The following is a 21,142-nucleotide window of genomic DNA, read 5'->3' as shown; positions in this document are numbered from 1 at the left end:
CTTTCCCAAGCGCATCGCGAGGTGCGTTTCGGAAAGCGGAATTGTCCTCTCTGGCTATGCCAAAGAGACATGAAGGTAGCTGGCCTTCTAAAACAAACAGTAAAAAGGCGACATCCGGGCAACCGGATGTCATTTAAAACCCCGCCGGGGGCGCATGCTCCCGGTAAGGGAAGAAGCGTCTTCGGCCCTAGTTATTTCTTGGAGGCGAAGATGTTCTTCGAGCAGAAAATCGACCTTCGCTCAAAAAGGGCGATGGTGAATTTCCTTGATGGCCACTACCGGTATTACACGATGAACTCGTGGAACCGGACGACAAGCTATGCCAATCGTGTCAAGATTCCTTATCTTGGTCTGACACGCGAGCAGGCTAGTCGAGCATACGACATGCTCGATACCGACTACTGGGATGAGCTCCAGCCCATCATCGACGACTTCACGTCGGAGATGAAAGGGCAATACACGATTGCCACCAATGGACGATCGGGTGGCTATCTGGTTCTGTACTCTAAGGTCGCCAGCGGGATCGACGATGGCCTGAGCCGTGATGAATTCATGGACTGGTCGATGTCTGACCTGCGCGACAGAGTCGAACTGGTATGCCGGTTCGACAGAGCTTCCGACGAGATCCGGGACGCATTCATCAACCTACTCGACAACTGTAAGGTCGTCGAGGAAACGGTGATGGTGCCGAAGACCGTGAAGCGCATCGTCTGCTCTACTGCTTAGGTCCTCTCAACCCGGCGGGAACGCCATGTCTCCCGCCAGGGGGCATGGTGTCCGCCTTTTTCTTTTTTTTCAGAAGGAGATAACCATGCTAAACAAGGTTCAATTAATGGGGTTTTTGGGTGCGGACCCCGAGGTTCGTTATACCCAGGAACAAGAAGCCGTCACCCGTGTGCGAATCGCCACTTCTGAGACGTGGAAGAAAAATGGCGAAAAGCACGAAAAGACGGAGTGGCACAACGTCGTGTTCTTCGGCAGGCTGGCCGAAATCGTCGGCGAGCACCTGAAAAAAGGCTCTTTGGTGTACATCGAAGGCCACCTTCAGACCCGTTCATGGGAGAAGGATGGCGAGACCCGGTATACGACCGAAATTGTAGCCGAGAGCATGAAAATGCTCCCGAGCGGTGGCAAGGCGACGGGGGCGCCCAAGACGCAGAAAGGGCAATCCAAGCCGAGCTATGACGATGGGCCTTTCTAAGGGAGGCGGGCAATGAGAAATGAACTTCCTCCAAGCCCGGCAGACTTCGAGTCTGCGCTGACGCGCGTCGAGGCCGGCTTGGCGACAGCAGGGGACGCTGCTCTCATCCGTCAGTATGTGGCCGAGATGGAGGAGGCCATGAGCTACCTCCATGATCGGCTTCGCGAAACCCGCGACATGCTGACGCGCGAACGCGCATCCAGCGATCGCTTCCAGCGGGCGCTGGACGAAGCGCTCAACCAAGGGACGGGGGCTTACATCCCCTGACCCAGACCAACCCCAGCCGGGGAGCTTCTCCCCGGTAGGGGGCTCCTCGCGCTGGTTTCTTTCAACCCCGTCGCGGGGCATCCAAGAGTGCCTCGCTGGGGTACTCCTGGATGTCTCGCGACAGAAAGGAGGAAACCATGAAAGCAGAGGACGTAAGACCATTGGCGCGGGGGCGTTGGGGAGAAATTCTCGCCGCCCTTGCGCCGCAGTTGCAACCTGCGCTTGACAGGATGGGCCGCCACGTCCCATGCCCAGTCCACGGTGGCCGGGACGGCTATCGTGTCTTCAAGGACGTGGATGTGACGGGTGGAAGCGTCTGCAACACCTGCGGGGTGTTCGCAGATGGGTTCGCCACCCTGATGTGGGCGAACGGTTGGGATTTCTCGACCGCGCTCAAGGCTGTGGCCGAGTGTCTCAACGGCGCGAGGAGCGCGAGGAGTGCGAGGCCAGCGCCCAGCGCGACCAGACCGGAGCCAGTGAAGGGCGAGGACGACGAGAAACTTCGTCAATCACTCAACCACGTCTGGAATGAGTCGGTCCCGATCTCAGACCGGGACGCCGAGCCAGCCAGGCTTTATTTGGCGCGGCGCGGTATCTCGATCCGGCCGCCAGAGGCGCTCCGGTTCCATCCGTCGCTGGCGTACTACGACGGCGACAAGGTGGTCGGGACATTTCCTGCCATCATCGCAATGGTGTCCGGCGCTCAAGGGAATCCGGTGACGATTCACCGGACGTACCTGACACGAGACGGGCAGAAAGCACCCGTCGAGTCACCCAAGAAGCTGATGGGCTACCCGAAAGACAGGAAGCTCATCGGTGGAGCGATTCGGCTGGTTGATCCAGGCTCTGTGCTCGCCGTAGCCGAAGGACTGGAAACAGCCCTGGCGGTCATGGAGGGAACGGGGCTTCCGGTGTGGTGTGCGGTCAACGCACTCCTGCTGGAGAACTTCGTTCCTCCGGCTAGGGTGGAACGGGTCATTGTCTTTGCGGACAAGGACCGACCGAGCGAGCAACACCCGAAGGGACATGGACAGGAAGCCGCAGTGCGGCTCGTCCAGCGTCTCTGGGAGATGGGAATCAAGGCATCGGCCATCGTGCCTGCGGGGGAGATTCCGCCAGGCCAGAAGTCTCTGGACTGGTTGGACATCCTCAATCGGGACGGGAAGGCCGGGTTTCCGACCTTGAGGTCCATCGACGAACACGTCATGCGCCGTGTGGCGTGAAGGAGGTGAGCCGTGTACGGGATCATCAACCTTCATTGCATCGATACGGACGCGGGTGCGCCATCGGCGTTTGCGCCGCCAGCAGGCTGGAGCGGCGACTACCGCCAATACATGCGGGAACGATGGGCGAAAGACCCAGGCGTTAGGCAGCATGTGGCGGTGGTTGGCCGCATGCTTGCCAGGGGCGACAAGGTGGAGTTCCGCGGGTGTTTTGCCGGTGAGGCCAGGCGAATCGCAGAGGCCGTATGGAAAGGAGGTCGCCATGGTGACTTGGCCTGACCTGACTTTCCCGCCAATCAATCTCTGGAATGCGCCGCGATTGGCGGTTCAGCCAGAGAGCGGCAAGCAAGCGCCAACACCCAAGCCGGCAACATGCCGGACAAGGGTGAGTCCTTTGGACACCATCAGGAAACTGATGGAGGCGCGTTAGCCCCCGCCGAAAGGCGGGGTTTTTCCCAGCACATCGGACGGTGTGCTGAGAAAAGCCAAGTTTCTTCCTGTCGGGATATTCCGATGGGTGGATGGTCCTAGCTGGGGACCTGAAACAACCAGCATTGAAGCTGCCTGACCTGGAAACTGGTCGGGCTTTTACAAACCCCTGTGGGGATGCAAAATCCCCGCAAGGGGAAGAGCGTCTCCACAGCCGATGCCGGACGGTATCCGGTTTGGAGACGATCATGCAGATCGAAAAAATTAAAGAAGGCCAGCCAGGATGAGTCCCTGGCAATCGGACTTACCAAACAAAGCAAGCTCGACTTCATGAAGCGGGACAAGATCCCGCTTCACATGGTGAGGCGGGTAATCGGCAGCATCAGCAGTCTGCCTAAGCGCAGGCTTGCTGAGTGCTTCGAGGCCGCTCGTGCGGCCGGGCTGGTGGACGATTAGTCTGCTGCCTGGATGTTGTCTGCCGCCGCCTCTGGCGAGGTTTCCTTGAGAAACTTCGCCTTGAGACGGCGCTTCTCGGCAGGGTCAGCAGCGGCGCGAATCGCGTCCTGCTGCTCCTTGCTGAGGAAGCAGAACAGCAACCCGCTTTCAAGATGATCGTCATCTTCGTGCGGTAGTGGAACGCCCTTGGCAATCCGCTCACGCACGCGGTCAAGGAACGCCTGATCGTGGTTGAGGTAGGTGATTCCGCCGACCTTGACCCCGTGACGTTTCCATTCGAGTTCTTCGCGCATCTCCTCGTGCTCGGCCAGGTATTCCCATGCCTGGTTGATCGCGTAGGCAACCGCCTTGTTCTGGCTCACGCCGAGAAACTCGGCGATGTCTTTGAGGCGCTGATGCGTGGTCTCGAACTTGGAGACTTGATCGGAAAAGCGGACGACGAGTGATTTCATTGATTCCCCCCTTAAGTAGTATCGTAATGATACTACACGGATGGGAACATGTCAACCCCAGCCGGGGAGAGACGCCCCGGTCGGGGCTCTCCTTTGCGCTGGGCTTTCGCTCAACGCCCATCGACAGGGCCTTCCATAGCGCCTGGTCGCGGGCGTTACGGCAGGCCCTGTCAGGGGTTTTTGCAACTCGGGTAAAGGAGAAAAGCTATGAAGATGGAAAACATCAATCTTAACAAACCGTTACAAGCGGTGTCTTACGACACGCTCATGCAGAAGTATGGGCGTGGAGAGGAAAGTCCCGAAGCCATCCTCGACCGGGTGGCGGCGGGGCTGGCAAAAAATGAGGCAGACCAGGCCAAATGGTCCGCCATCTTTCGGGATGCGCTGGACTACATCATCCTGGGCGGTCGTATCAATGCCAGCGCCGGTGTTGAAGGTGTCACAACCACCTGGGTGAACTGCTTCGTGCAGCCCATCGCAGACTCGGTGTTCGAGTCGGTCGATGGTGTGCCGGGCATCATGGAGGCGGCACGGCAGGCGGCGCAGACGATGCGTCTGGGCGGCGGGGTCGGCTACGACTTCAGCCCCATCCGCCCGAAGGGGGCGTGGATCAAAAAAACCAAGTCCCTGGCGAGCGGACCGGTAAGTTACATGGAGGTGTTCAACTCCATGTGCAGCACGGTGATCTCGGCCGGGGCGCGACGTGGTGCCCAGATGGGTATCCTCCGTTGCGACCATCCGGACATCGAGGACTTCATCGTGTGCAAGCGCGTTGATGATCCGAATATGCCATGGGATCGCCGCCCATTCCGTAACTTCAACCTCTCGGTTGGCGTGACGGATGCGCTGATGCGTGCCGTAGAGGCCGATGGCGAGTTCGAGTTGGTCCATGTGGCCGAACCCGGACCAGACATCAAGGCAAACGGTGCCTACCGGCGTGAAGACGGGTTGTGGGTCTACCGCAAGGTGCGCGCCCGCGACCTATACGACAAAATCATCAAGGCAACCTACGACCGTGCAGAGCCTGGGGTGGTGTTCCTGGATCGAATCAACCAGGACAACAACCTGCGGTACATCGAAACGATCGCGGCGACCAACCCTTGCGGCGAGCAACCTCTGCCGCCATACGGGTGCTGCGATCTAGGGCACGTAAACCTGACCAAGCTGGTGCGCCGCACCGTTTGGGAAGGTCGGCCGGTGTTCGACTGGGAGAAGCTCGATCAAGTCGTGCCCATCCTGGTCAGGATGCTGGACAACGTGCTCGATCTCACACCGTGGCCTTTGCCGGAACAGCAACGCGAGGCGCAGGCCAAGCGACGCATTGGTGTGGGCATCACGGGGCTGGGCGACACGCTCATCATGCTGGGCATGAAGTACAGCTCGGCAGAAGGGCGCGAGTTCGCGAGGCGAGTCATGGAGCGGATACGTGACGCAGCTTACGATGCGTCAATCATGCTTGCGCAAGAGCGAGGGGCCTTCCCTTTGTTCGATGCCGAGAAGTATCTGGAGGGAAGCTCGACGGAGCGGGATGGCACGTTCGCTAGCCGTCTGCCGGGCGAACTCAAGGCCGCCATCCGTAAATTCGGGATCAGAAACAGCCATCTTCTGAGCCTAGCGCCGACGGGAACGGGGTCGCTGACCTTCGGCAACAACTGCTCCAGCGGTTGCGAGCCGGTCTTCGACTTCATACAAAAACGCCGCATTCGTCAAGCAGACGGATCGTGGCAAGAAGTGGAGTTGGTGGACTATGCCTACCTCGTCTATCGCGAGATGGGCGGGGATACGGCAAGCCTGCCGGACTACTTCGAATCGGTGGCAACCCTCAAGGTGGCCGACCACGTGGAGATGCTGAAGGCCCTTGCGCCTTACGTCGATGCTGCCATCAGCAAGACGGTCAATGTCCCGGCTGACTACAGCTTCGAGGACTTCAAAGGCATCTACATGGAAGCATGGAAAGGTGGGCTAAAAGGGATCACCACATATCGACCCAACGACGAGATCGGTGCCGTGCTGATTTCGTCGGATGCCAAGAAACAGGCGGAAGACCTGGACGAGTCTGATCCTGATCGGCGTCTCAAGCTCGCAGCAGTGCCGGAAACGGTGCTCAAGAGCATGCGCTGGCTGGATCGCCCGCACATGGCGGACGGGAATCCGTCGCACACCTACATGGTGGAGTCCCCGGAAGGCGATTTCGCCGTGCAGATCGGGCACTTCGTCAACGGCGACGTGCATCCATTCGAGGTATGGGTCAATGGTTCCGAATGCCCGCGCGGGCTTGGAGCCATCGCGAAGACGCTTTCGGCTGACATGCGGTCCTACGATCGCGGCTGGCTGAAGCTCAAGCTCGAAGCCTTGCAGAAATGTAAGGGTGAGCCATTCGAAATGCCCATGCCACCGGATGGGGAACCGCACATCATGCCAGGCGCGGTTTCCGCTCTTGCATGGTTGGTGGCCTACCACTGTGCCAAGATTGGGTGGTTCGACAAGGAGGGCGACAACACCCTCACGTCGGCCATGATGTTCCGCAAGGAACCCAAGACGGGCACGGGTGGCACGTTGTCGTGGACGGTAGACGTCAAGAACCCGGCAACGGGGGATGACTTCGTGCTGTTCGTCAAGGAGCTGGAGATGCCTGATGGCGCCCGCCGACCGTATTCGGTTTGGCTGGCCGGAGAGTATCCCAAGACCTTCGACGGGCTGTGCAAGCTGCTGTCCATCGACATGCGTATCGTCGATCCGGCGTGGATCGGGATGAAGCTGCGCAAGCTGACGAGCTACAAGGAGCCGCAGGGCGATTTCCTCGCCAGGGTTCCCGGGAGCACCAAGCAGCAGAACTTCCCATCCACGGTGGCGTACATCGCGCACCTTCTGCTGCACCGGTATGCGCAACTCGGCATCCTCGACGAGGAAGGCCGGGTGAGCGGAGGTGTGGAACCGGCATTCGCCGGCGAAGCGCCGAAGCACCGTGTGGCAGGCCGTGAGTGCCCTGAGTGCGGCGTCAAGGCTGTGGTCAAGTACAACGGCTGCGACAAATGCACGAATTGCGGGTATACTGGTTCGTGCGGGTAATCCGCGTTACCCCCTGCACCGCAAGGTGCGGGGGATTTTCAAAGGGGCGCGAGGCGTTCCTTCGAAAATCCTCTGCATTCCGTAACGGATGCGGGATTGGCGGTAGCTGGCCGCTCAAAACAAGCAGCATCAAGGCGGCGCTCGGACAACCGAGCGCCATTCAGAAACCCCGCCGGGGCACAGTTCCCGGTAGGGGACAAGTGCCCAGGCATCGCCGAAAGGAGAATGTTGTGGGCATTTTGTTCGATGTATCGGCTTTTTACAGGTGGCTTCAAGAGGCAACAGACAGGGAATTGATCGCCCGCAGGGATAGCCTGATCATGGCGATCGAAAACCTGTCGGACAGTGATGTAGCCGAAGAAGCGAAGCGATGGCTCAAGAAGATCGAGCAAGAGATTGTTGCGCGTCGGCTGAGATAACCTTGATGCCAAGTGCCTTGCGCTTTTCAAGTATCGAATTTAAGCGCTCAAACTTGGCGTGGTCGCCATTGATGATGGCGAGCAGGGCTTCTCTCTCAAGCGGGTCTTTGGCTCGTTTGCGAATGCGCTCGGCAATCAACCCCTCGATCTCGGAGTAGGAGAGTTTGAAAAGCTCGCAGAGCCGATCAAACTCGTCGTGATCGAAGACCCACGGCTGGTTGAACAGGAGACGCTTTTTGCGCTCCAGTTCTTCCTTGCCGCCATCGACGACCGTGAATGATGGTTTGCGTGACTCGTTCATGCGACCAGTCTAGCACGGTCTGTCTTAAACCCCAAGCGGGGCACCCTCTGCCCCGCCGGGGGGCATGGTGTCCGCCTTTTTTGTTTTTGAAAGGAAAAACACCATGATCGAAAAACTCATCCTCATCTTCGCCCTATTCGGATCAGCCTTCCTTGGAGTCAGGGCAGTTATGGAAGCGCTGGCGCGAATCAAGGGCAAACCTGCTCACGGGCAAAATGCCGACCTTCAGGCACTCGCCGCCGAGCTGGCATCTGTCCGCGAGGAGGTCTCCTCCTTGCGTGCCGAGCTGGCTGCGCGATCGGCCAGCCCGGTAACAGCGGTCCAGCCGGACGGCCCGGAAGCTCTCCGCAAGGAGAACGAAAGCTGGCAATCGTATGACGTGCCGACATTCATCCGGCGCGGCATTCCGATGCCCAAGCTGGAACCGGCGGCAAAGCCGAAGGCTCGAAAGCGGCGCAAGAAATCGGACGTTTCTGCAACACCAGCAACGTCTGCCGCTTTCGAGATAGTTGCTTAAGCACCCTGCCGGGACACAGTTCCTGGCACGGGTGATTTCAACCCCCCACGGGGCACCCTCTGCCCCGCTGGGGCATGGTGTGTCCGCGAATCTAACTTGATTCAATTCAAGGAGACGCGCATGGTTAAAACCAAAACGTTCATTACGGACGCCCAATGGCAGCGCAAGCAACACCAATTGCTGCTCGAAATGGCAGAAGACCCGGAGCAAGCTCGTCGCCTCATCCAGAAAATGGACGAGAACCCTGACTTGCGCCAAGGGCTCTGGGATATCTACTGCAAGGCGATGGAGACTATCGGCGGCCTGCCGGAGTGATCTTCTCGTCGAGAAGCAGAAGTTTGAGTAGGCGCGCTTCTGGCGTGTCCTGCTCGAACATGGGAAGGTGCATTTCGATAAAGCGGTTCAGGCCATCCACGGTTCGCACGCCGGACGGCGACGAACCTGTAATCATGGCAAGGCGCTTCTCGTCCTTCCTGTGTAGTCTGATTTGTTGGCCGTAGCGAATCATGCAATAAGTCTAGCACGGCCTGTCTTCAACCCCAAGCGGGGCACCCTCTGCCCCGCCGGGGCATGGTGCCCCTTCTTTTTTCTGAAGGAGGAACCATGCAGCACAACAACCGCACCAACCGCCCCGACTGGGGCAAGTTGTTTCAGTCCATCCTCTCTGAGCCGGGCAGGCTCGGCGATCATTACCAGTGGTTCCACCGGTTTAGCCTGGGGAACCAGGCGCTGGCCATGCAGCAGATGGCCGATCGCGGCATCCAGATTGGCCCGATTGCCAGCTTCAACGGCTGGCAAAAACTGGGCCGGAAGGTCAAAAAGGGCGAAAAAGCCATCGCCCTCTGGATGCCTGTCGTCAAAAAGGAGGTAATCCTTCAGGATGACGGCACAGAGTGCGAGGAAACCAGGATGTTCTTCGTTATGAAGAACAACTGGTTTGCCCTGGCCCAGACAGAACCGTCTGATCCGGAAAATCAGGGCATCGTGTCTGCCCCGGAAACGCCGGGTTGGGATCGCGATTTGGCAATGAAGCGACTCGGCATCACCGAGGTGCCGTTCACGGAAGTGGACGGTAACTGTCAAGGGTTTGCCTACCCGAACAGGGGCCAGATCGCCATCAATCCGCTGGCGGCCATGCCGTGGAAGACCACCTTCCATGAGATAGCCCACTGCCTGCTGCACAGTAAGCAGGCAGAGGCGGCCGCTTTCATCGACGGCGTGCATGTCAGCCGTTCGATCGAGGAGGCGGAAGCGGAGAGCGTAGCATTCTTGTGCTGCGCGACTCTGGGCTTGTCTGGCCTCGAAGATGCTCGCGGCTACGTTCAAAACTGGCTGGACTCGCCGGCGCAAGCCGAAGAGTTCGCCAAGAAGAGCGCGGCCAGGGTGTTTTCTGCGGCCGACAAGATCCTCAAGGCCGGCCGCAAGGTCGGCCAGGAGGTGGATCATGAATAAATTCGTGATCCGGCCCATCGCACGGAGGCTGCGATGATCAGCATCCATCTTCCGGCAGAGCTCTGGCAGTCCGTTGCTGCGGCCAACTCCTGCCATCTGGCGGCCGAACACAAGGGCAGCAAGCCCTTGCCTGTGCGGACGGCCGAGTACGGCGGGTTGCTCTATACGGCCTTTGCAACCATGTGGGGGCCGTATGGGGAAGCCATAAAGCCATACATTGATGCGTACCGGCTGATCCCAACGTCGGTGTACGCCGGGGAGACAACCCTGGTGTATCACGACGAGGAAGCGATTCAGGCGGGAATCCGTGAACGCGGGGACCATACCGGCCTGATGGTGTCGGTCAATGGCAGGTCGATGGTGTGCGCGGAGAGGGTTCGGTTCGTCCTGGGCCTACCCGGCACGCGCCCGCTATCGCTCGCCGACGCGGAGGACTACGACGAACGCCGGCGCAGATCTGGCTGGCGCGCGCTGTGGTTCAACGGGAAGGAGCCGGAGTGGTTCTCGCTACGCGGCCATCCAGTGGCCGTGTATCGCGACCACAGCACGCTCCACAAAGATCATGCCGTGCTGTTTTGGGGAGCCGAAGGCGAAATCCATGAGCTTTCCATAGATGACGACGTGATCCTGTCGCCACCAGGAGAGTTGCAAACCGCACCTTCAGTTGCCACACCTGAAGGCCAGTTGGCGCTCTTCTGACTCACTAGCCTGGTAGCGGTTGCCCACAAGGGCGCCGCTACCGGCATTTCCTTGCACGATCGAAATGGCTCTTGATATGCTTTCCTGGGCACACTATGGAGTGTGTCGAGGAAAGCAGAATTCAGGCTGATGGATAAACCATCGGCTCGATCCTCCTAGCTGGGGAGGCGAAACAAACAGCATTCAAGGCGTCCAGGAAGTTCTGGTCGCATCAATTCCCCAACCGGGGCATCATGTCCCGGTCAGGGGTGTGGTGCCCCCTTTTTTTTCAAGGAGGCACCATGAATCATATGTCCAATGCCGACCTGCTGGCGATGCTGGTGGGTCGGGAAACAGCCAAAGCGCTGGCAGCTAAACCGCTGGCTGAGCTATTCGGCTTTACAAAGCCTCGCCAGAAGCAATTGTGCGAGGATGCAGCGACCTACACGGTGCATCCGGCCCTGGCTGCGGCGAAGGAGCTTTTCACTCGCTGCATCCGGGAACGGATGGAGGAAGAAGACCTGTGCTTCTCCTCACCGGAGACCACAAAGGCGTTCCTGTGCTCGAAGATCGGGCACCTGGAACACGAGGCGTTCTGGTGTTTGTGGCTGGACGCCCAGCATCGCTTGATCCTCGCGGAGGAGCTTTTCCGGGGCACGATCACGCAAGCCTCGGTTTATCCGCGAGAAGTGGTCAAACGCGCGCTGGCGGTGAACGCCGCAGCCGTGATCTTGGCTCACAACCACCCGTCCGGTGTGGCCGAGCCCAGCCAGGCCGACCAGATGCTCACCAGGACGCTCAAAGAAGCACTCGCCCTGGTGGACGTGCGCGTGCTGGACCATTTTGTTATCGCGGGTCATCAGGGCACTTCGTTCGCTGCGCGAGGCCTGCTGTGACTCTAGTCTGCCAGGCGTGCTTCGATAACGGAGCGCACTGACAGAACCAGAACTGATACCCCGGCTCCTTTTACAAGGGCCGGGTTTTTTCTTGTCCGTCTCCAACACCGCCAGGTTGTCCACAAAAACTGTGGAAAACTGGGCATCAGGCGGCCATGGAACGGCGACAACGAGCGCATTTGCTGGGGATGCCCATCGTTTAGGCACGGGTTGTCCTGCCAGAAGCCCATGCCTCATTCATGATAACTGTCATTATCATGAACGCCATTTTTTTCGCACAAGTTTGCGACAAAAAATCAATGGGGACGAAAGTCGAGTAAAAACAATTGCCTGCGCATAGGTTTTGCGCTATACAGGGGCATCAGGCCAGCACAAGGAGAGAACATGGCGATGCTTACCCGACAGCAAGCGGCCGACCTGATGGATGTCCCCGTTTCCTGGGTGGATGCGTTCCTGGAGGTCGGCTCGCTGGAGCGGCACGAAGGGCCAAACGGCGAGACGCTGATCGATGCCGACGAGATTCTGGTAAAGCGGTTTGCGGCAACCCGCTTCGAAACCGCTTCCCTTGCTCACGTCCGCAGCATGCTGAAAAAGCTAGGCGCGGGCCGCCCTGCGGCTGGCGGTTAGCGCTCTACGTCTCCCAAGGGTTGATGACTTGTAGCCCTGGCGCCTGGTAAGGGCCGGTGTCGCGGGATGCAACGAGCCTTACCGGCTCGGCCGGCTTCTTGTCCCGCGCCTGTTCGAAGACCGCGAAATCCTCATCCTTCAAGCCGATTTTGCGACCCAGCGCCGCCAGGGCATCGCCCATGCGGATGCGCTCCGCCGGCCTCTCCGCGTTTTCCAGGATGGCGCGCACCTCGGCCTCCGTGCTGCTTTCATTGACACCCATAATTGTGGGCGCGTGGTGCATTTATGCAAGCATAGGTGCCTTACAGAACCGCCAGGGCACTTCCAGTAGCAGGCGCTTTGGATTTTTGCCCGTAGGGTGAACAACGCGACCGCCAGTGAACCGCCAGTCGCAGGCGCCAAACGCGACATCCGCAGCAGCGTTCTCCAGTAAACCGCTAATGCACCGCCAGCAACCGACGCGCGACCATTCTCTCTGGGCGCTTGCCAGCGAGTGCACTTCTAGAGAACCGCCTGTGCTACGCAACGCGCGCCGCACAAACTAGCCCCGTTGACTTGAAGAATGTTGTATGTTGTAGTAGTATCGTATAAATACATGATGGAGGCTCCATGAAAGAGTTGTTCCTGCTCCTGCGCGAGACCGTCGCGCGAGCTTTCGAAATCGCAACGTTTCGGTCTGTAGGGCATGATCTTCCGGAATCGAAGGGTTTTGCCACGTGTTTAGCTGTCTTGTCAGCCGCATTCGTCGCTGGCGAGCAACTGGCGCGCGGCCACGGCATCGCCGGCATGCTCATCGCTCCGGCGGCCTGGCTGCTCGTGGTTTGGACCTCCTCGTTGGTGGAGGGGAAGGTTAGCTATCGCATCGCCTCGGCCTTGCTTCTTGGATCAGCCCCCATCTGCGTCGCGCTGATCGTGGTTGCCGGGCACGATTGGTTGGAGTGGGTAGTGGCCGCATGGGGTGCTGCGGTCATGCTCAACGTGCTCGTCAAGCAGAACAAGGAGTGGTCGTCATGGCTCTGACCAGGGATGACATCTGGGCGGTCGCTGACCGGCTCGCCGCAGAAGGGAAGGCGCCGACCCTGGCGGCCGTTCGTAAAGCGCTTGGCAGCGGAAGTTTCACGACGATTTCCGAAGCCATGCGCGAGTGGCATCAGCGACGGAAGGAGAAGACGGACAAGGCGCAGGAAGCCGGTCCCGTGCCACCCGACCTGGACGAGGCCGTCCGCCGCTTCGCTCAGGACGTCTGGGCGAAAGCTACGGAGATGGCCAAGGCGGAGGTGGTGAAGCTGGCGCACGAGTACGCCGAGGCCAGGCAAGAATGGGGCCGCGAACGGCAGGAGCTGGAAGCGGTGGCAGAAGACCTGTCGGCAGCGTTGGAGGAGTGCGAGGCCAAGGCCGCGGGCTTGGTTCGGCGTCACGCCGATACCGAAGTCCTTGTGCTCGAACTCAGGGAGCAGGTGAGGGAGAACGAGGCGCGGATCGAGGAGTTGCGGCAGGAAAACCAGCGCCTGCATGATCTGTTACGTCAGATGGCTTCCAGCCGAGCAGAAAACGATCGACGACAGCCATGACATCCTAACTGGCCTGAAGGCCGGAGATTCCTGCGGATCTCAGGCCGGGGAGGATGTCAATCTCAAACGGCTAGATCGAGCGGCAGATCGGAAATGTCCTTGAGACGATTCCCGTTGACCATCACCGCCAAGAGGTCGGCCGCATCGTCAAGACCGAGGGCCTTAACGGTTTCTTGCAGTTCGTAGAGGGCGAAGTGATATACGCAGTCAATGTCCCCTGTGCCCAAGGCAATAGAGGCCAGGCGGCTCGGTGTCGGCTCTGCCGTGACGACCACGATATGGGGCAGGCGGCCTTTGCGGTTTCGCACCAAGTTCAACGCTTCCGACCTGGCGTTTTGCGCCCGGTCGCTGCGGATCGTCCACTTGCAGGAAATGCTTGCATGCAACAGCGGCAGGCCGCCGTTTTTCTTCCGCAGGCTGGCGAGCGTAGTCACGCTGTCATCGACCAGGTACGCCGACGCATTGATGGCGTTGTCGTCCTCAGTGTCGCGCACGACCACAATATCCGGCGTGATGGTGTAATCGCTTCCGAGGGCGGCAGCCAGTTCGGCATCGGCCTTGGCAGCCCGGTCAAGGGCGACCAGGTGCGCGTATTGCTCATACCGGGCGATTTCCAAGCGGTTTCGGCCGCAGACTTGATGCACGTCCCAGGTGCCGGGGCGCAGGTGCCCCAGCTTGAGGAAGGTTTCTCGCACGAAGGTCGCGCAAATGCCCTCGAACTGGTTGCCCGAGGTCTGGCCCGCGATTCGCTCCCCGATGGTTTCGGCTTTGAGCAGATCGGCAATGCCCTTGGCGATCGCCTTGCTCGTCGTGTTGCTGCTGTCCGCGTTGCTGACCACCCCGTCACCGTTGATGGTCAAGATTGATGCCAGCAGCGAGGCATGGAACGCCTTGCGGGCTTCGGCGAAGTCGGCGGCCGTCGTCATCATGCCACCTTGAAAATACGCTTCACGGCCAGGGCCGCGAAGATTTGCCGGGCCACAGCCGCAGCGACCGGCGGCGGGAAGGCGTTGCCAATCTGGCGATAGGCGGCCGTCTTGCGACCGGAGAACTGCCAGTCATCCGGGAAGCCCTGAATCCGTGCCGTCATGCGTGGCGTCAGGCGCGGCATGCCGACGAAGTCACGCGGCGGGGCCTCGTCCCACAGCCCCGTTCCATCGACGCCAAGGGCGGCCCAGGCGCGTTTTGCGCGAGTCGGGCCGAGGTCTGGCCCGCCGTGCTTCTTGGAGCCACCAACCAGGGTCGGGGCAATGGTGTTGGCCTGTTCGCGCCAGCGGTCAGCGCCGCGCCAGCCGTTGGCCTTCATGAGATCGTGCAGCAGATTACCCACCGTCTGTGGTTCAGTCTTGAGAGGTTCGGGCCATGAGAAGCCTGAGGCCAATTCTTTACGGATGCCTACGAACACCACGCGGGGCCGGAGTTGGGAAACGCCATAGTCCGAGGCATTGAGCAGCCGCCATCCAGGCACATAACCCAGCTTCTTGAGCTGCCTTTCGACCTTGTTCCGGTAGTCGTCAAAGACCGCATCAAGAAGGCCGCGCACGTTCTCGATCATCACTGCTTGAGGACGGCACTCATCGACTAGGCGGATTGCTTCGGGGAACAGGTCGCGTTCATCGTTTGCACCAAGCTGCTTGCCAGCCTTGGAGAATGGAGGACATGGGACACCGCCGGCCACCAGGTCGATACCCTTGTAAGGAGTGCCGCTGAACAGGCGCAAGTCGCCTTCGATGACGTTCCAGGTCGGGCGGTTGAGCCGCAGCGTTGCACAAGCAGCCGGTTCCAGCTCGACCAGCGCACAATGGTCGAAGCCCGCCATTTCCAGGCCGAGGGCCTGTCCGCCTGCCCCCGCGCACATTTCCAGTGAAGTGAATTGGCTCATGTTTCTTTCCTCGTTGTTGATCGACGTGGCTTGGCGGCTGGCTAGGTGAACAATTCAGCCTGCATCCGTTCTATCAGACCTACTCAGACCTGCCTAAGCCGGTCCAAAGATGACTTCCTGCTTCATGGTACACCTCTCCATGATACACATCCTTGCGATTGCCGATGCGCACAACGAGGATGCGCAAAGCGCCGTCCTCGATGCTGGCAACAATGCGATAGTCGGCCACGCGGTATTTCCAGAAGGCCCCCAGCTTGGAGCCTTTCAAGGCTTCGCCAATACTGCGCGGGTCGTCGAGATGGGCGACACGGCCATGCAAAAAAGCGAGGATTCGGCGGGCGATCTGCTGGTCGATCTTGTCTAGCTCTCGCTCGGCGGCTGGGTCGAGTTCAACCTTCCATGCCATAGCGTTTCATCACTTCTTCGAGCGGCACGGTTTGGGTTTTGCCTGCGCGAAGGTCGATCAGGCGTTGCTCTGCGAGGTATAAATCCTCGAGGTCGTCCAAGTACTCAAGGATGGCCTCGCGGACATAGTAGGATTTGGTGCGGCCGGTGGCCTTGGCGAGTGCTTCAAGACGGGCTTCTATTTCAGCGGGCAGTCGGATGGCAAGCATGTTTCGGATCCTGTTCTGAAAACATTATACAAATATAGCACAACTGCCACGCGATTCTTCGCCGCCGGCAAGGCGGCACCGTGGGCCGGAATGCCTCTGCTATTGGCCGACCAGCACATAGCCGTGCCTTTCCCGCAAGCGCATCACCCGGCGCACCTCTTTCAAGGCATCGTCTTCGCGCTCGAACACCTGGCGTTTCATCCCGCCCCGCCGGTTGTGGAGTCCTCGCCAACGGCGATACAGCACAAAGGCCCCGAACAGGTCGCGCTCCAGCCACATGGTGTAGCCGCGCCGATCTGTGCGGTACTCGATGACCACGGCGTGGTTCGTGGGGCCTTCAGTGGTTCCCATCAGGTGTGCGCCACTTGAGCAGCGCTTCCAGGTGCTCGCCTTGTATTGCTCTGACCGGAATATCGTCGAGCTTGCGCCAGTACATCTCGCCCACGATTTCGGCCAGAAGGTTCGCGTCTGGGTGCAAGCGCTTTTCGATTCCTTCTGGTGGGTGCCGCTGCATGCAGCGGTTCAGGGCCTCGATGATTTCATCGAGGGAGAAATGCTTGCGGTCTGGTTGCATGGGGTCGTGTTTTTCGAGGATAGATATGCACGGGCTGCCAGAAAAACCTGGTCTTCGCCGATTGCTTTCCATTGCCTGCCGTCCGGCGACTTTCGGTTCCACGCCATTCCGGAGGTATGAGGCATCGGAAAGGCCAGCACGCTACCACCGATTTGGTGCAGCGCCCTGATTCCCGGTTGCAGCATAGGGTGCGCATCCTTGGCGAGCAGCACCGGGAACTTCCTGGATCGCTCGATCTGCCAGTAAAGCGGCCCGGGGCCTAGGAAGACTTCCGTCGCCGTGGTGCCAACCAGCAGAAGAACGCTCGGCATGCATTCCCCCAGGAAAGCCGCAAGCCACGGCAGGCAGTTGTCGATCTCGGTCTTGTCGGGCTTCCGGTTGCCATCCGGGCGGCATCGCACGATGTTCGCCACGCCGTAGTCGCGGTTTCGCTCCAGTCCGTGCTGGCAGAGCAGGGCATCGAGCGTGCGGCCGGCCTGGCCGACGAATCCTTCTCCGATTCCGTCCTCCTCCGCGCCCGGCGCTTCCCCGATCGCCAGCAAGCCGCCAGGCGGGCAGGGCGTGGGTGAGACGATCTTGGTACGGCTCTCAGCAAGCCTAGGGCAGAGCTTGCAATCAAACTCGCGATTCCACTTCAGACCACAGTTGCTCATCGTCAGTCTCCGTGTAGATACTGGTGGTCGCCAGGCTGGCGTGCCCCAGAAGCTTTTGCACTAGATTCACCGGCACCCCGCTCGACGCCAGATGCGCGCCGCACGTATGCCGCAGCCAATGGACGGTGGCCCGGCGGAAAGCCTTGGCTTCCTGGTCTTTGCCATCCGCCGCCAAGCTTTCGGCGGCCTGGTGAAATACCGACCGCAGCGTCTTGTACAGGGCGCTCGCAGTCATGGGGCGCGGGCTACCCAGTCTTGCGATCAGTGGGGTTTGAGGCGGGTTGGCGAGCGGGTCGGGATCGAGGCCACGGCGGGCAAGGTATTCCCGTAACCGATCCATGACGCGACTGGGGATGGGCACGGCCCGCCACTTACCCCCCTTGCCCAGCACTTTGAGCATCCAGCGCACGCCCAGGCCATCCTTGAGCGGCATGGTGTAGAGCCGGCCGATGCTCGCATCCACCAGTTCCGACAGACGCAGGCCTGTGGACTGGGCGAAGGGCAACACGAAACGCAGGCGGGAAGTAGCATCGTCCGCAGGCAAGGTGTCGAGGAAAGCCATTAGGTAGTCCCATTGGCCGGTCGAGAACACTCGCGTCAATTCCACGTCCTCGGGGGCGTCACTACTCGCGGCCAGCTTCCGGCCCACAGCGTCCCAGGGGTTGAAAGCGCAATACTGGACACGAACCAACCACTCGAACAGGCTGGAGACGATGGTCAGCGCCTGGCGCACGCTCGATGCCGACAGCGGGCCGTCGAACGGACGCCAAGCGGGGCTGAATCTTGGCGTATTGCGCTTGCCGATCCATTGGGCTTGCGCGACACGGAACGGCCACTGTTCCGGGTCGGTCCGCCCAAGCATGGATAGCCAGTCCCGATAGGCTGCGCAGTCCTCGACGGTGAGATCGGAAAGCGCCTTGCCACGCTCGATCACAGCCCAGAGAAGGAGCCGTTCCGCTTCCTTGCGGTATACCCTGGCGGTGTTCGGGCTCCCAGCTTTCGTGGCAAGCCAGGACTCGATGGCCTGATGGTCATTGGCGGCCTGAATGCGTGGGCGTCCGGGATGCCGGTTGGAACCCGTCTCGCCGGTGAGAGCCTGGGGCACCACGAGGGCCTCGATCGGCACGATGGCGGTTTCCGGGCTTCTCAGCCTGGCAAGCAGTGACGCCGGCTGGCTGCGCACGGGCGCAAGGGCATGGTCCGGCAACGGCCCCAAGGACGACTCATATCCGCGCAACCAGGCGACGATTCGGGCAGCGCCTTTCTCCCCGAGCTTGGGTACGTTCACCCACCAACGGTATCCGCGTTCTCGGATTCGCTCCAGAAGGGCGCCGATGGTCGGAATGTCGGCGAGAACCAGTCGGTCGGCAACAGGCTTGTCGAACCATGCGGAGACCAGATCGTTCGGCACGGGCTCCGTGACCAGCAGCCGCTCGATCACGTCGAGAGCCCTCAATTGGCGCTCGATGAGGCGCTGGCGTTGCCTAACCTTCCGGTCGGCGGCCTGAGGGAACGTTTCCAGGTACAGCCGAATCAGTTCCTCTTCTGGGTAGAACCCGTCAGGATCGTGTTCGGCACGGAAATCCTCCAATGACGGAACCACTGGAGCTTGGGTTTCACGACTGGGCGACAGATGGAGCCGCAGCAAACGTGCCTCGCCGCGTTTGCCTTGTCTGAGCGCTGCCTGGCTTAGGGCATCACGAAGCCAGGCGAGCGTTGATTTGGCAAGACGCAGGTCCAGCCCTGTCTCAAGGTAGCGGTCTGCCAAGTCCCGGAGGTCAAGACCTTGGAGCCACCCTCGGTAAAAGGCGAGGTGGTGGCGACCGATCTTTCTGGTCACGGTTCCAGAAAGCATAGGCACGTTTCGCGAAACTCATCCAACGATCGCGCCACGGCGACGAACCAGCCGTCGGCAGCAAGCGCGTCAAGCCACTTGGCCTGGCTTCTCGACACCTTACCGGTTGGCGACTTGATTTCGACCGCCAGGCCAGCCCAAGGGCCGCTGCGTCGCGGGATGAGTATGTCTGGCAGACCGGGGTTGACGCCCATTGCCTTGAGCTTTCCTGCCTCCCCTTTGGGCCGAATGCCGCCATTGGGCACGTGGACGAGCCACGCAAGTAGTGGATAGCGGGGCGCTTGGAGGCGAGCCCATTCCACGCAGGCCCGCTGAATGGCCTCCTCCAACGGGAGACGTCTCCGGCGTTTGCGCTGGCGGTGTCCCCGAACGGGTGGCGTCAACGACCGGTACTCGGCAATGCTGATCGAAGTCATGGCCCGCTACACCCCGTCGCCCAATGCTTTGGCGAAGCCCAGCGCCCGATTCGGGGCACCGGCATTCTGCGGAGACGCCTCGGTGGCCGGGCCTATGGCCGGTCTGCTCATGATCCCGCCAGACACGGCGGCGAGCCCGAGCGTTGCGAGCGTCCGGACACGTTCTGCCCGTAGCCTGGCTGGCACCTCCTGCAACGCCGCAAAAAGCTCCGGGCTGGCCTGGGTAACGGTAAGAACGATCCGGATACCGCTCACAATGCCGCCCCCATCAACCAGAATCCACGAGCGTTGGAGTACACCGGGTCCTTCGGCGTGACCACGGTCAGCCGTGGAAACGCGGCCTGGACCGCCTCGCGGAAGAACATGGCGCCGCCACCAACGAGGACCACGAGGTCAGGCATCTGGCTTTCCGTCCGCAGCGACTTCTGGATGGATTCCACGACGACCGGACCGACCGTCTTCGCGGCCTGCTCGATGTATGGCGCGATCTCGACGCGGCTTCCGAACATCCACACGCTGGGCTTGCCAGACCGGATGGCGTTTTCGAGGGTTTCGGTATTGACCGCCGAGCCGTAATCCTTGGCAATCAGCCTGGAAGCCTCTTCGAGAACGACCGATGAAGCATTGAGGCTGGTGCCAGAGGATTGTCTATGAAGGTCCTTGTTGGCGACCACAACCCAATCGACCGAGAAAAATCCGGGATCGACCACGAGCACCCGGGCATCCTCAATGTCGGCGTCTTCCTGGGAGATGTAGTCGAGAAGCCCACCAACCGGTTGCGGGATGACCTTGACCTTCTCGACCGTGACGGTGCGCTTGGCGGTGACTTGATGAGCCCCCTGCATTTGCTCGGCCACGGCCTTCTTGCGGGTTTCGTCCAGATATTGGGACACCGGCAGCCCGGTGACGAGCATGTCGATCCTGTCCATCTCCGAGAGGAGAAGCCCAGCGTGAAACAACGCCTTGTAAGACGCGCTGGAGGGGTAATCCGCGTGGAGGGAACGGCTCCACATCTCGGCGCGGTCCGGTGAGACGCCGGCGATGAACTCCTGCCCGTCCACCATCACATGCAGGAAGTCTTCGTGCGCCTTCCCATCGAAGCGCGACCCGAACCTGTCGGCGGGCGCGGCGCCCGCAGGGCGCAAGTGCGTTTTGGGGGATTCGCCTTTCGAGCCAAAGGCGAGCTTCAGGTTGGAGTACCCAATGTCAATGCCAAGGATGTTCAAGTCGTTCTCCTCTAAGCTGAATGCAATCCGCCATCAACTGGCAATCTCAGTGCACCGCCAGTGCACCGCTAGTCGCAACCAGACCCTGGTTACCGCAGCGTGGTTGTTCACTACACCGGCAGTGCACCGTCAGTGACGCGAACCGCCATGCGACGCATGGCTAATACCACTAGCGAACTGCTGGTGAACTTAACAGAGGGCGAGCAGAAAACGCGGGCGAAAAGAGCACGAAAGTGACCTGTTATGCGCCATGAAAACGGAGGGCGTCGAGTTACAGTGTTGAGTGTTGCTTTGCCTTTCCAGTACTGGAAAGGAATCTCGGTGCGATGTCTACATGGCATGACCAGAAAGGGGTGTTTCCCCA

Annotated in this window: 28 protein-coding genes; 14 read left to right on the top strand and 14 right to left on the bottom strand. The window is 60.3% G+C overall.

The annotated features are described in order from the left end of the window. Window positions 1–69: 69 nt before the first annotated feature. From V6E02_RS12165 to V6E02_RS12145, 5 genes are all read left to right on the top strand, one after another. Window positions 70–726, top strand: coding sequence for a hypothetical protein (locus V6E02_RS12165; protein WP_347309076.1), 657 nt, complete (start codon window positions 70–72; stop codon window positions 724–726). A gap of 85 nt (window positions 727–811) precedes the next feature. Continuing rightward, window positions 812–1,201, top strand: a complete 390-nt coding sequence (locus V6E02_RS12160; RefSeq protein ID WP_430626805.1) for a single-stranded DNA-binding protein — start codon at window positions 812–814, stop codon at window positions 1,199–1,201. A gap of 12 nt (window positions 1,202–1,213) precedes the next feature. Further along, window positions 1,214–1,468 (top strand): hypothetical protein, encoded by a 255-nt coding sequence (locus V6E02_RS12155; protein ID WP_347309075.1) that lies wholly within the window; start codon window positions 1,214–1,216, stop codon window positions 1,466–1,468. Window positions 1,469–1,605: 137 nt separating this feature from the next. Continuing rightward, window positions 1,606–2,691, top strand: a complete 1,086-nt coding sequence (locus V6E02_RS12150; RefSeq protein ID WP_347309074.1) for a DUF7146 domain-containing protein — start codon at window positions 1,606–1,608, stop codon at window positions 2,689–2,691. Between the two features lie 12 nt (window positions 2,692–2,703). Continuing rightward, the gene (locus tag V6E02_RS12145; protein ID WP_347309073.1) at window positions 2,704–2,970 is read left to right on the top strand and encodes a hypothetical protein; all 267 of its coding nucleotides are present in this window, start codon (window positions 2,704–2,706) and stop codon (window positions 2,968–2,970) included. A 602-nt stretch (window positions 2,971–3,572) separates the two neighbouring features. Here V6E02_RS12145 and V6E02_RS12140 read toward each other — a convergent pair. After that, window positions 3,573–4,028, bottom strand: coding sequence for a hypothetical protein (locus tag V6E02_RS12140; protein WP_347309072.1), 456 nt, complete (start codon window positions 4,026–4,028; stop codon window positions 3,573–3,575). Window positions 4,029–4,235: 207 nt separating this feature from the next. On the opposite strand from V6E02_RS12140, the gene V6E02_RS12135 reads away from it, so the two are divergent. Beyond that, window positions 4,236–7,097 carry an adenosylcobalamin-dependent ribonucleoside-diphosphate reductase gene (locus V6E02_RS12135; protein WP_347309071.1) on the top strand — a complete coding sequence of 954 codons (2,862 nt, stop codon included), beginning with the start codon at window positions 4,236–4,238 and terminating at the stop codon, window positions 7,095–7,097. A gap of 375 nt (window positions 7,098–7,472) precedes the next feature. On the opposite strand, the gene V6E02_RS12130 is transcribed toward V6E02_RS12135, so the two are convergent. After that, window positions 7,473–7,817, bottom strand: coding sequence for a hypothetical protein (locus tag V6E02_RS12130; RefSeq protein ID WP_347309070.1), 345 nt, complete (start codon window positions 7,815–7,817; stop codon window positions 7,473–7,475). Window positions 7,818–7,920: 103 nt separating this feature from the next. Here V6E02_RS12130 and V6E02_RS12125 point away from each other — a divergent pair, with 103 nt between their 5' ends. Together V6E02_RS12125 and V6E02_RS12120 are read left to right on the top strand one after the other, a co-directional pair. Beyond that, window positions 7,921–8,334, top strand: coding sequence for a hypothetical protein (locus V6E02_RS12125; protein WP_347309069.1), 414 nt, complete (start codon window positions 7,921–7,923; stop codon window positions 8,332–8,334). Between the two features lie 120 nt (window positions 8,335–8,454). Beyond that, window positions 8,455–8,649: a hypothetical protein gene (locus V6E02_RS12120; RefSeq protein ID WP_347309068.1), complete on the top strand. Its 195-nt coding sequence runs from the start codon at window positions 8,455–8,457 to the stop codon at window positions 8,647–8,649. Here V6E02_RS12120 and V6E02_RS12115 read toward each other — a convergent pair. Beyond that, window positions 8,627–8,842, bottom strand: a complete 216-nt coding sequence (locus V6E02_RS12115) for a hypothetical protein (protein ID WP_347309067.1) — start codon at window positions 8,840–8,842, stop codon at window positions 8,627–8,629. The genes V6E02_RS12120 and V6E02_RS12115 overlap by 23 nt on opposite strands. A 95-nt stretch (window positions 8,843–8,937) precedes the next feature. On the opposite strand from V6E02_RS12115, the gene V6E02_RS12110 reads away from it, so the two are divergent. The 4 genes from V6E02_RS12110 (at window position 8,938) to V6E02_RS12095 (ending at window position 11,987) form a co-directional block, all read left to right on the top strand. Next, a complete protein-coding gene (locus V6E02_RS12110; RefSeq protein WP_347309066.1) occupies window positions 8,938–9,786 on the top strand; it encodes an ArdC-like ssDNA-binding domain-containing protein in 849 nt (282 codons plus the stop codon). A 33-nt stretch (window positions 9,787–9,819) separates the two neighbouring features. Next, window positions 9,820–10,485, top strand: coding sequence for a hypothetical protein (locus V6E02_RS12105; protein ID WP_347309065.1), 666 nt, complete (start codon window positions 9,820–9,822; stop codon window positions 10,483–10,485). Window positions 10,486–10,775: 290 nt separating this feature from the next. After that, entirely contained in the window at window positions 10,776–11,360 is a 585-nt protein-coding gene (locus V6E02_RS12100) for a JAB domain-containing protein (protein WP_347309064.1), read from the top strand. 384 nt (window positions 11,361–11,744) lie between these two features. Next, complete coding sequence (locus tag V6E02_RS12095) at window positions 11,745–11,987, top strand: hypothetical protein (protein WP_347309063.1); 243 nt, start codon at window positions 11,745–11,747, stop codon at window positions 11,985–11,987. Between the two features lie 4 nt (window positions 11,988–11,991). Here V6E02_RS12095 and V6E02_RS12090 read toward each other — a convergent pair whose 3' ends face one another. After that, window positions 11,992–12,249 (bottom strand): hypothetical protein, encoded by a 258-nt coding sequence (locus V6E02_RS12090; protein ID WP_347309062.1) that lies wholly within the window; start codon window positions 12,247–12,249, stop codon window positions 11,992–11,994. Window positions 12,250–12,596: 347 nt separating this feature from the next. Here V6E02_RS12090 and V6E02_RS12085 point away from each other — a divergent pair, with 347 nt between their 5' ends. Together V6E02_RS12085 and V6E02_RS12080 are read left to right on the top strand one after the other, a co-directional pair. Next, on the top strand, window positions 12,597–13,007 hold the full coding sequence (locus V6E02_RS12085) for a hypothetical protein (protein ID WP_347309061.1): 411 nt from the start codon (window positions 12,597–12,599) through the stop codon (window positions 13,005–13,007). Continuing rightward, window positions 12,998–13,558, top strand: coding sequence for a DNA-binding protein (locus V6E02_RS12080; RefSeq protein ID WP_347309060.1), 561 nt, complete (start codon window positions 12,998–13,000; stop codon window positions 13,556–13,558). The genes V6E02_RS12085 and V6E02_RS12080 overlap by 10 nt, the downstream gene beginning before the upstream one ends. Before the next feature lie 62 nt (window positions 13,559–13,620). Here the strand turns inward: V6E02_RS12080 and V6E02_RS12075 are convergent, their stop codons facing one another. From V6E02_RS12075 to V6E02_RS12035, 10 genes are all read right to left on the bottom strand, one after another. Next, window positions 13,621–14,487 (bottom strand): NgoMIV family type II restriction endonuclease, encoded by an 867-nt coding sequence (locus V6E02_RS12075; RefSeq protein WP_347309059.1) that lies wholly within the window; start codon window positions 14,485–14,487, stop codon window positions 13,621–13,623. Continuing rightward, the gene (locus V6E02_RS12070; protein WP_347309058.1) at window positions 14,484–15,440 is read right to left on the bottom strand and encodes a DNA cytosine methyltransferase; all 957 of its coding nucleotides are present in this window, start codon (window positions 15,438–15,440) and stop codon (window positions 14,484–14,486) included. The genes V6E02_RS12075 and V6E02_RS12070 overlap by 4 nt, the downstream gene beginning before the upstream one ends. A gap of 79 nt (window positions 15,441–15,519) precedes the next feature. Further along, on the bottom strand, window positions 15,520–15,846 hold the full coding sequence (locus tag V6E02_RS12065) for a type II toxin-antitoxin system RelE family toxin (RefSeq protein WP_347309057.1): 327 nt from the start codon (window positions 15,844–15,846) through the stop codon (window positions 15,520–15,522). After that, complete coding sequence (relB, locus tag V6E02_RS12060) at window positions 15,830–16,054, bottom strand: type II toxin-antitoxin system RelB family antitoxin (protein ID WP_347309056.1); 225 nt, start codon at window positions 16,052–16,054, stop codon at window positions 15,830–15,832. The genes V6E02_RS12065 and relB overlap by 17 nt, the downstream gene beginning before the upstream one ends. 99 nt (window positions 16,055–16,153) lie before the next feature. Beyond that, window positions 16,154–16,405: a WGR domain-containing protein gene (locus V6E02_RS12055; protein WP_347309055.1), complete on the bottom strand. Its 252-nt coding sequence runs from the start codon at window positions 16,403–16,405 to the stop codon at window positions 16,154–16,156. Further along, window positions 16,392–16,628: a DUF3717 domain-containing protein gene (locus V6E02_RS12050; RefSeq protein WP_347309054.1), complete on the bottom strand. Its 237-nt coding sequence runs from the start codon at window positions 16,626–16,628 to the stop codon at window positions 16,392–16,394. The genes V6E02_RS12055 and V6E02_RS12050 overlap by 14 nt, the downstream gene beginning before the upstream one ends. After that, window positions 16,577–17,281 carry a uracil-DNA glycosylase gene (locus V6E02_RS12045; protein ID WP_347309053.1) on the bottom strand — a complete coding sequence of 235 codons (705 nt, stop codon included), beginning with the start codon at window positions 17,279–17,281 and terminating at the stop codon, window positions 16,577–16,579. Before V6E02_RS12045 ends, V6E02_RS12050 begins: the two co-directional genes overlap by 52 nt. Next, the gene (locus V6E02_RS12040) at window positions 17,244–18,737 is read right to left on the bottom strand and encodes a site-specific integrase (RefSeq protein WP_347309052.1); all 1,494 of its coding nucleotides are present in this window, start codon (window positions 18,735–18,737) and stop codon (window positions 17,244–17,246) included. Before V6E02_RS12040 ends, V6E02_RS12045 begins: the two co-directional genes overlap by 38 nt. Before the next feature lie 380 nt (window positions 18,738–19,117). Then, window positions 19,118–19,552: a VRR-NUC domain-containing protein gene (locus tag V6E02_RS13015; RefSeq protein WP_430626804.1), complete on the bottom strand. Its 435-nt coding sequence runs from the start codon at window positions 19,550–19,552 to the stop codon at window positions 19,118–19,120. Between the two features lie 251 nt (window positions 19,553–19,803). Then, complete coding sequence (locus V6E02_RS12035) at window positions 19,804–20,778, bottom strand: ParM/StbA family protein (protein ID WP_347309051.1); 975 nt, start codon at window positions 20,776–20,778, stop codon at window positions 19,804–19,806. Window positions 20,779–21,142 lie beyond the last annotated feature (364 nt).

Source organism: Thiobacter sp. AK1, assembly GCF_039822265.1.
Classification (GTDB): domain Bacteria; phylum Pseudomonadota; class Gammaproteobacteria; order Burkholderiales; family Thiobacteraceae; genus Thiobacter; species Thiobacter aerophilum.
This window is presented reverse-complemented; position numbering and strand designations above follow the sequence as displayed.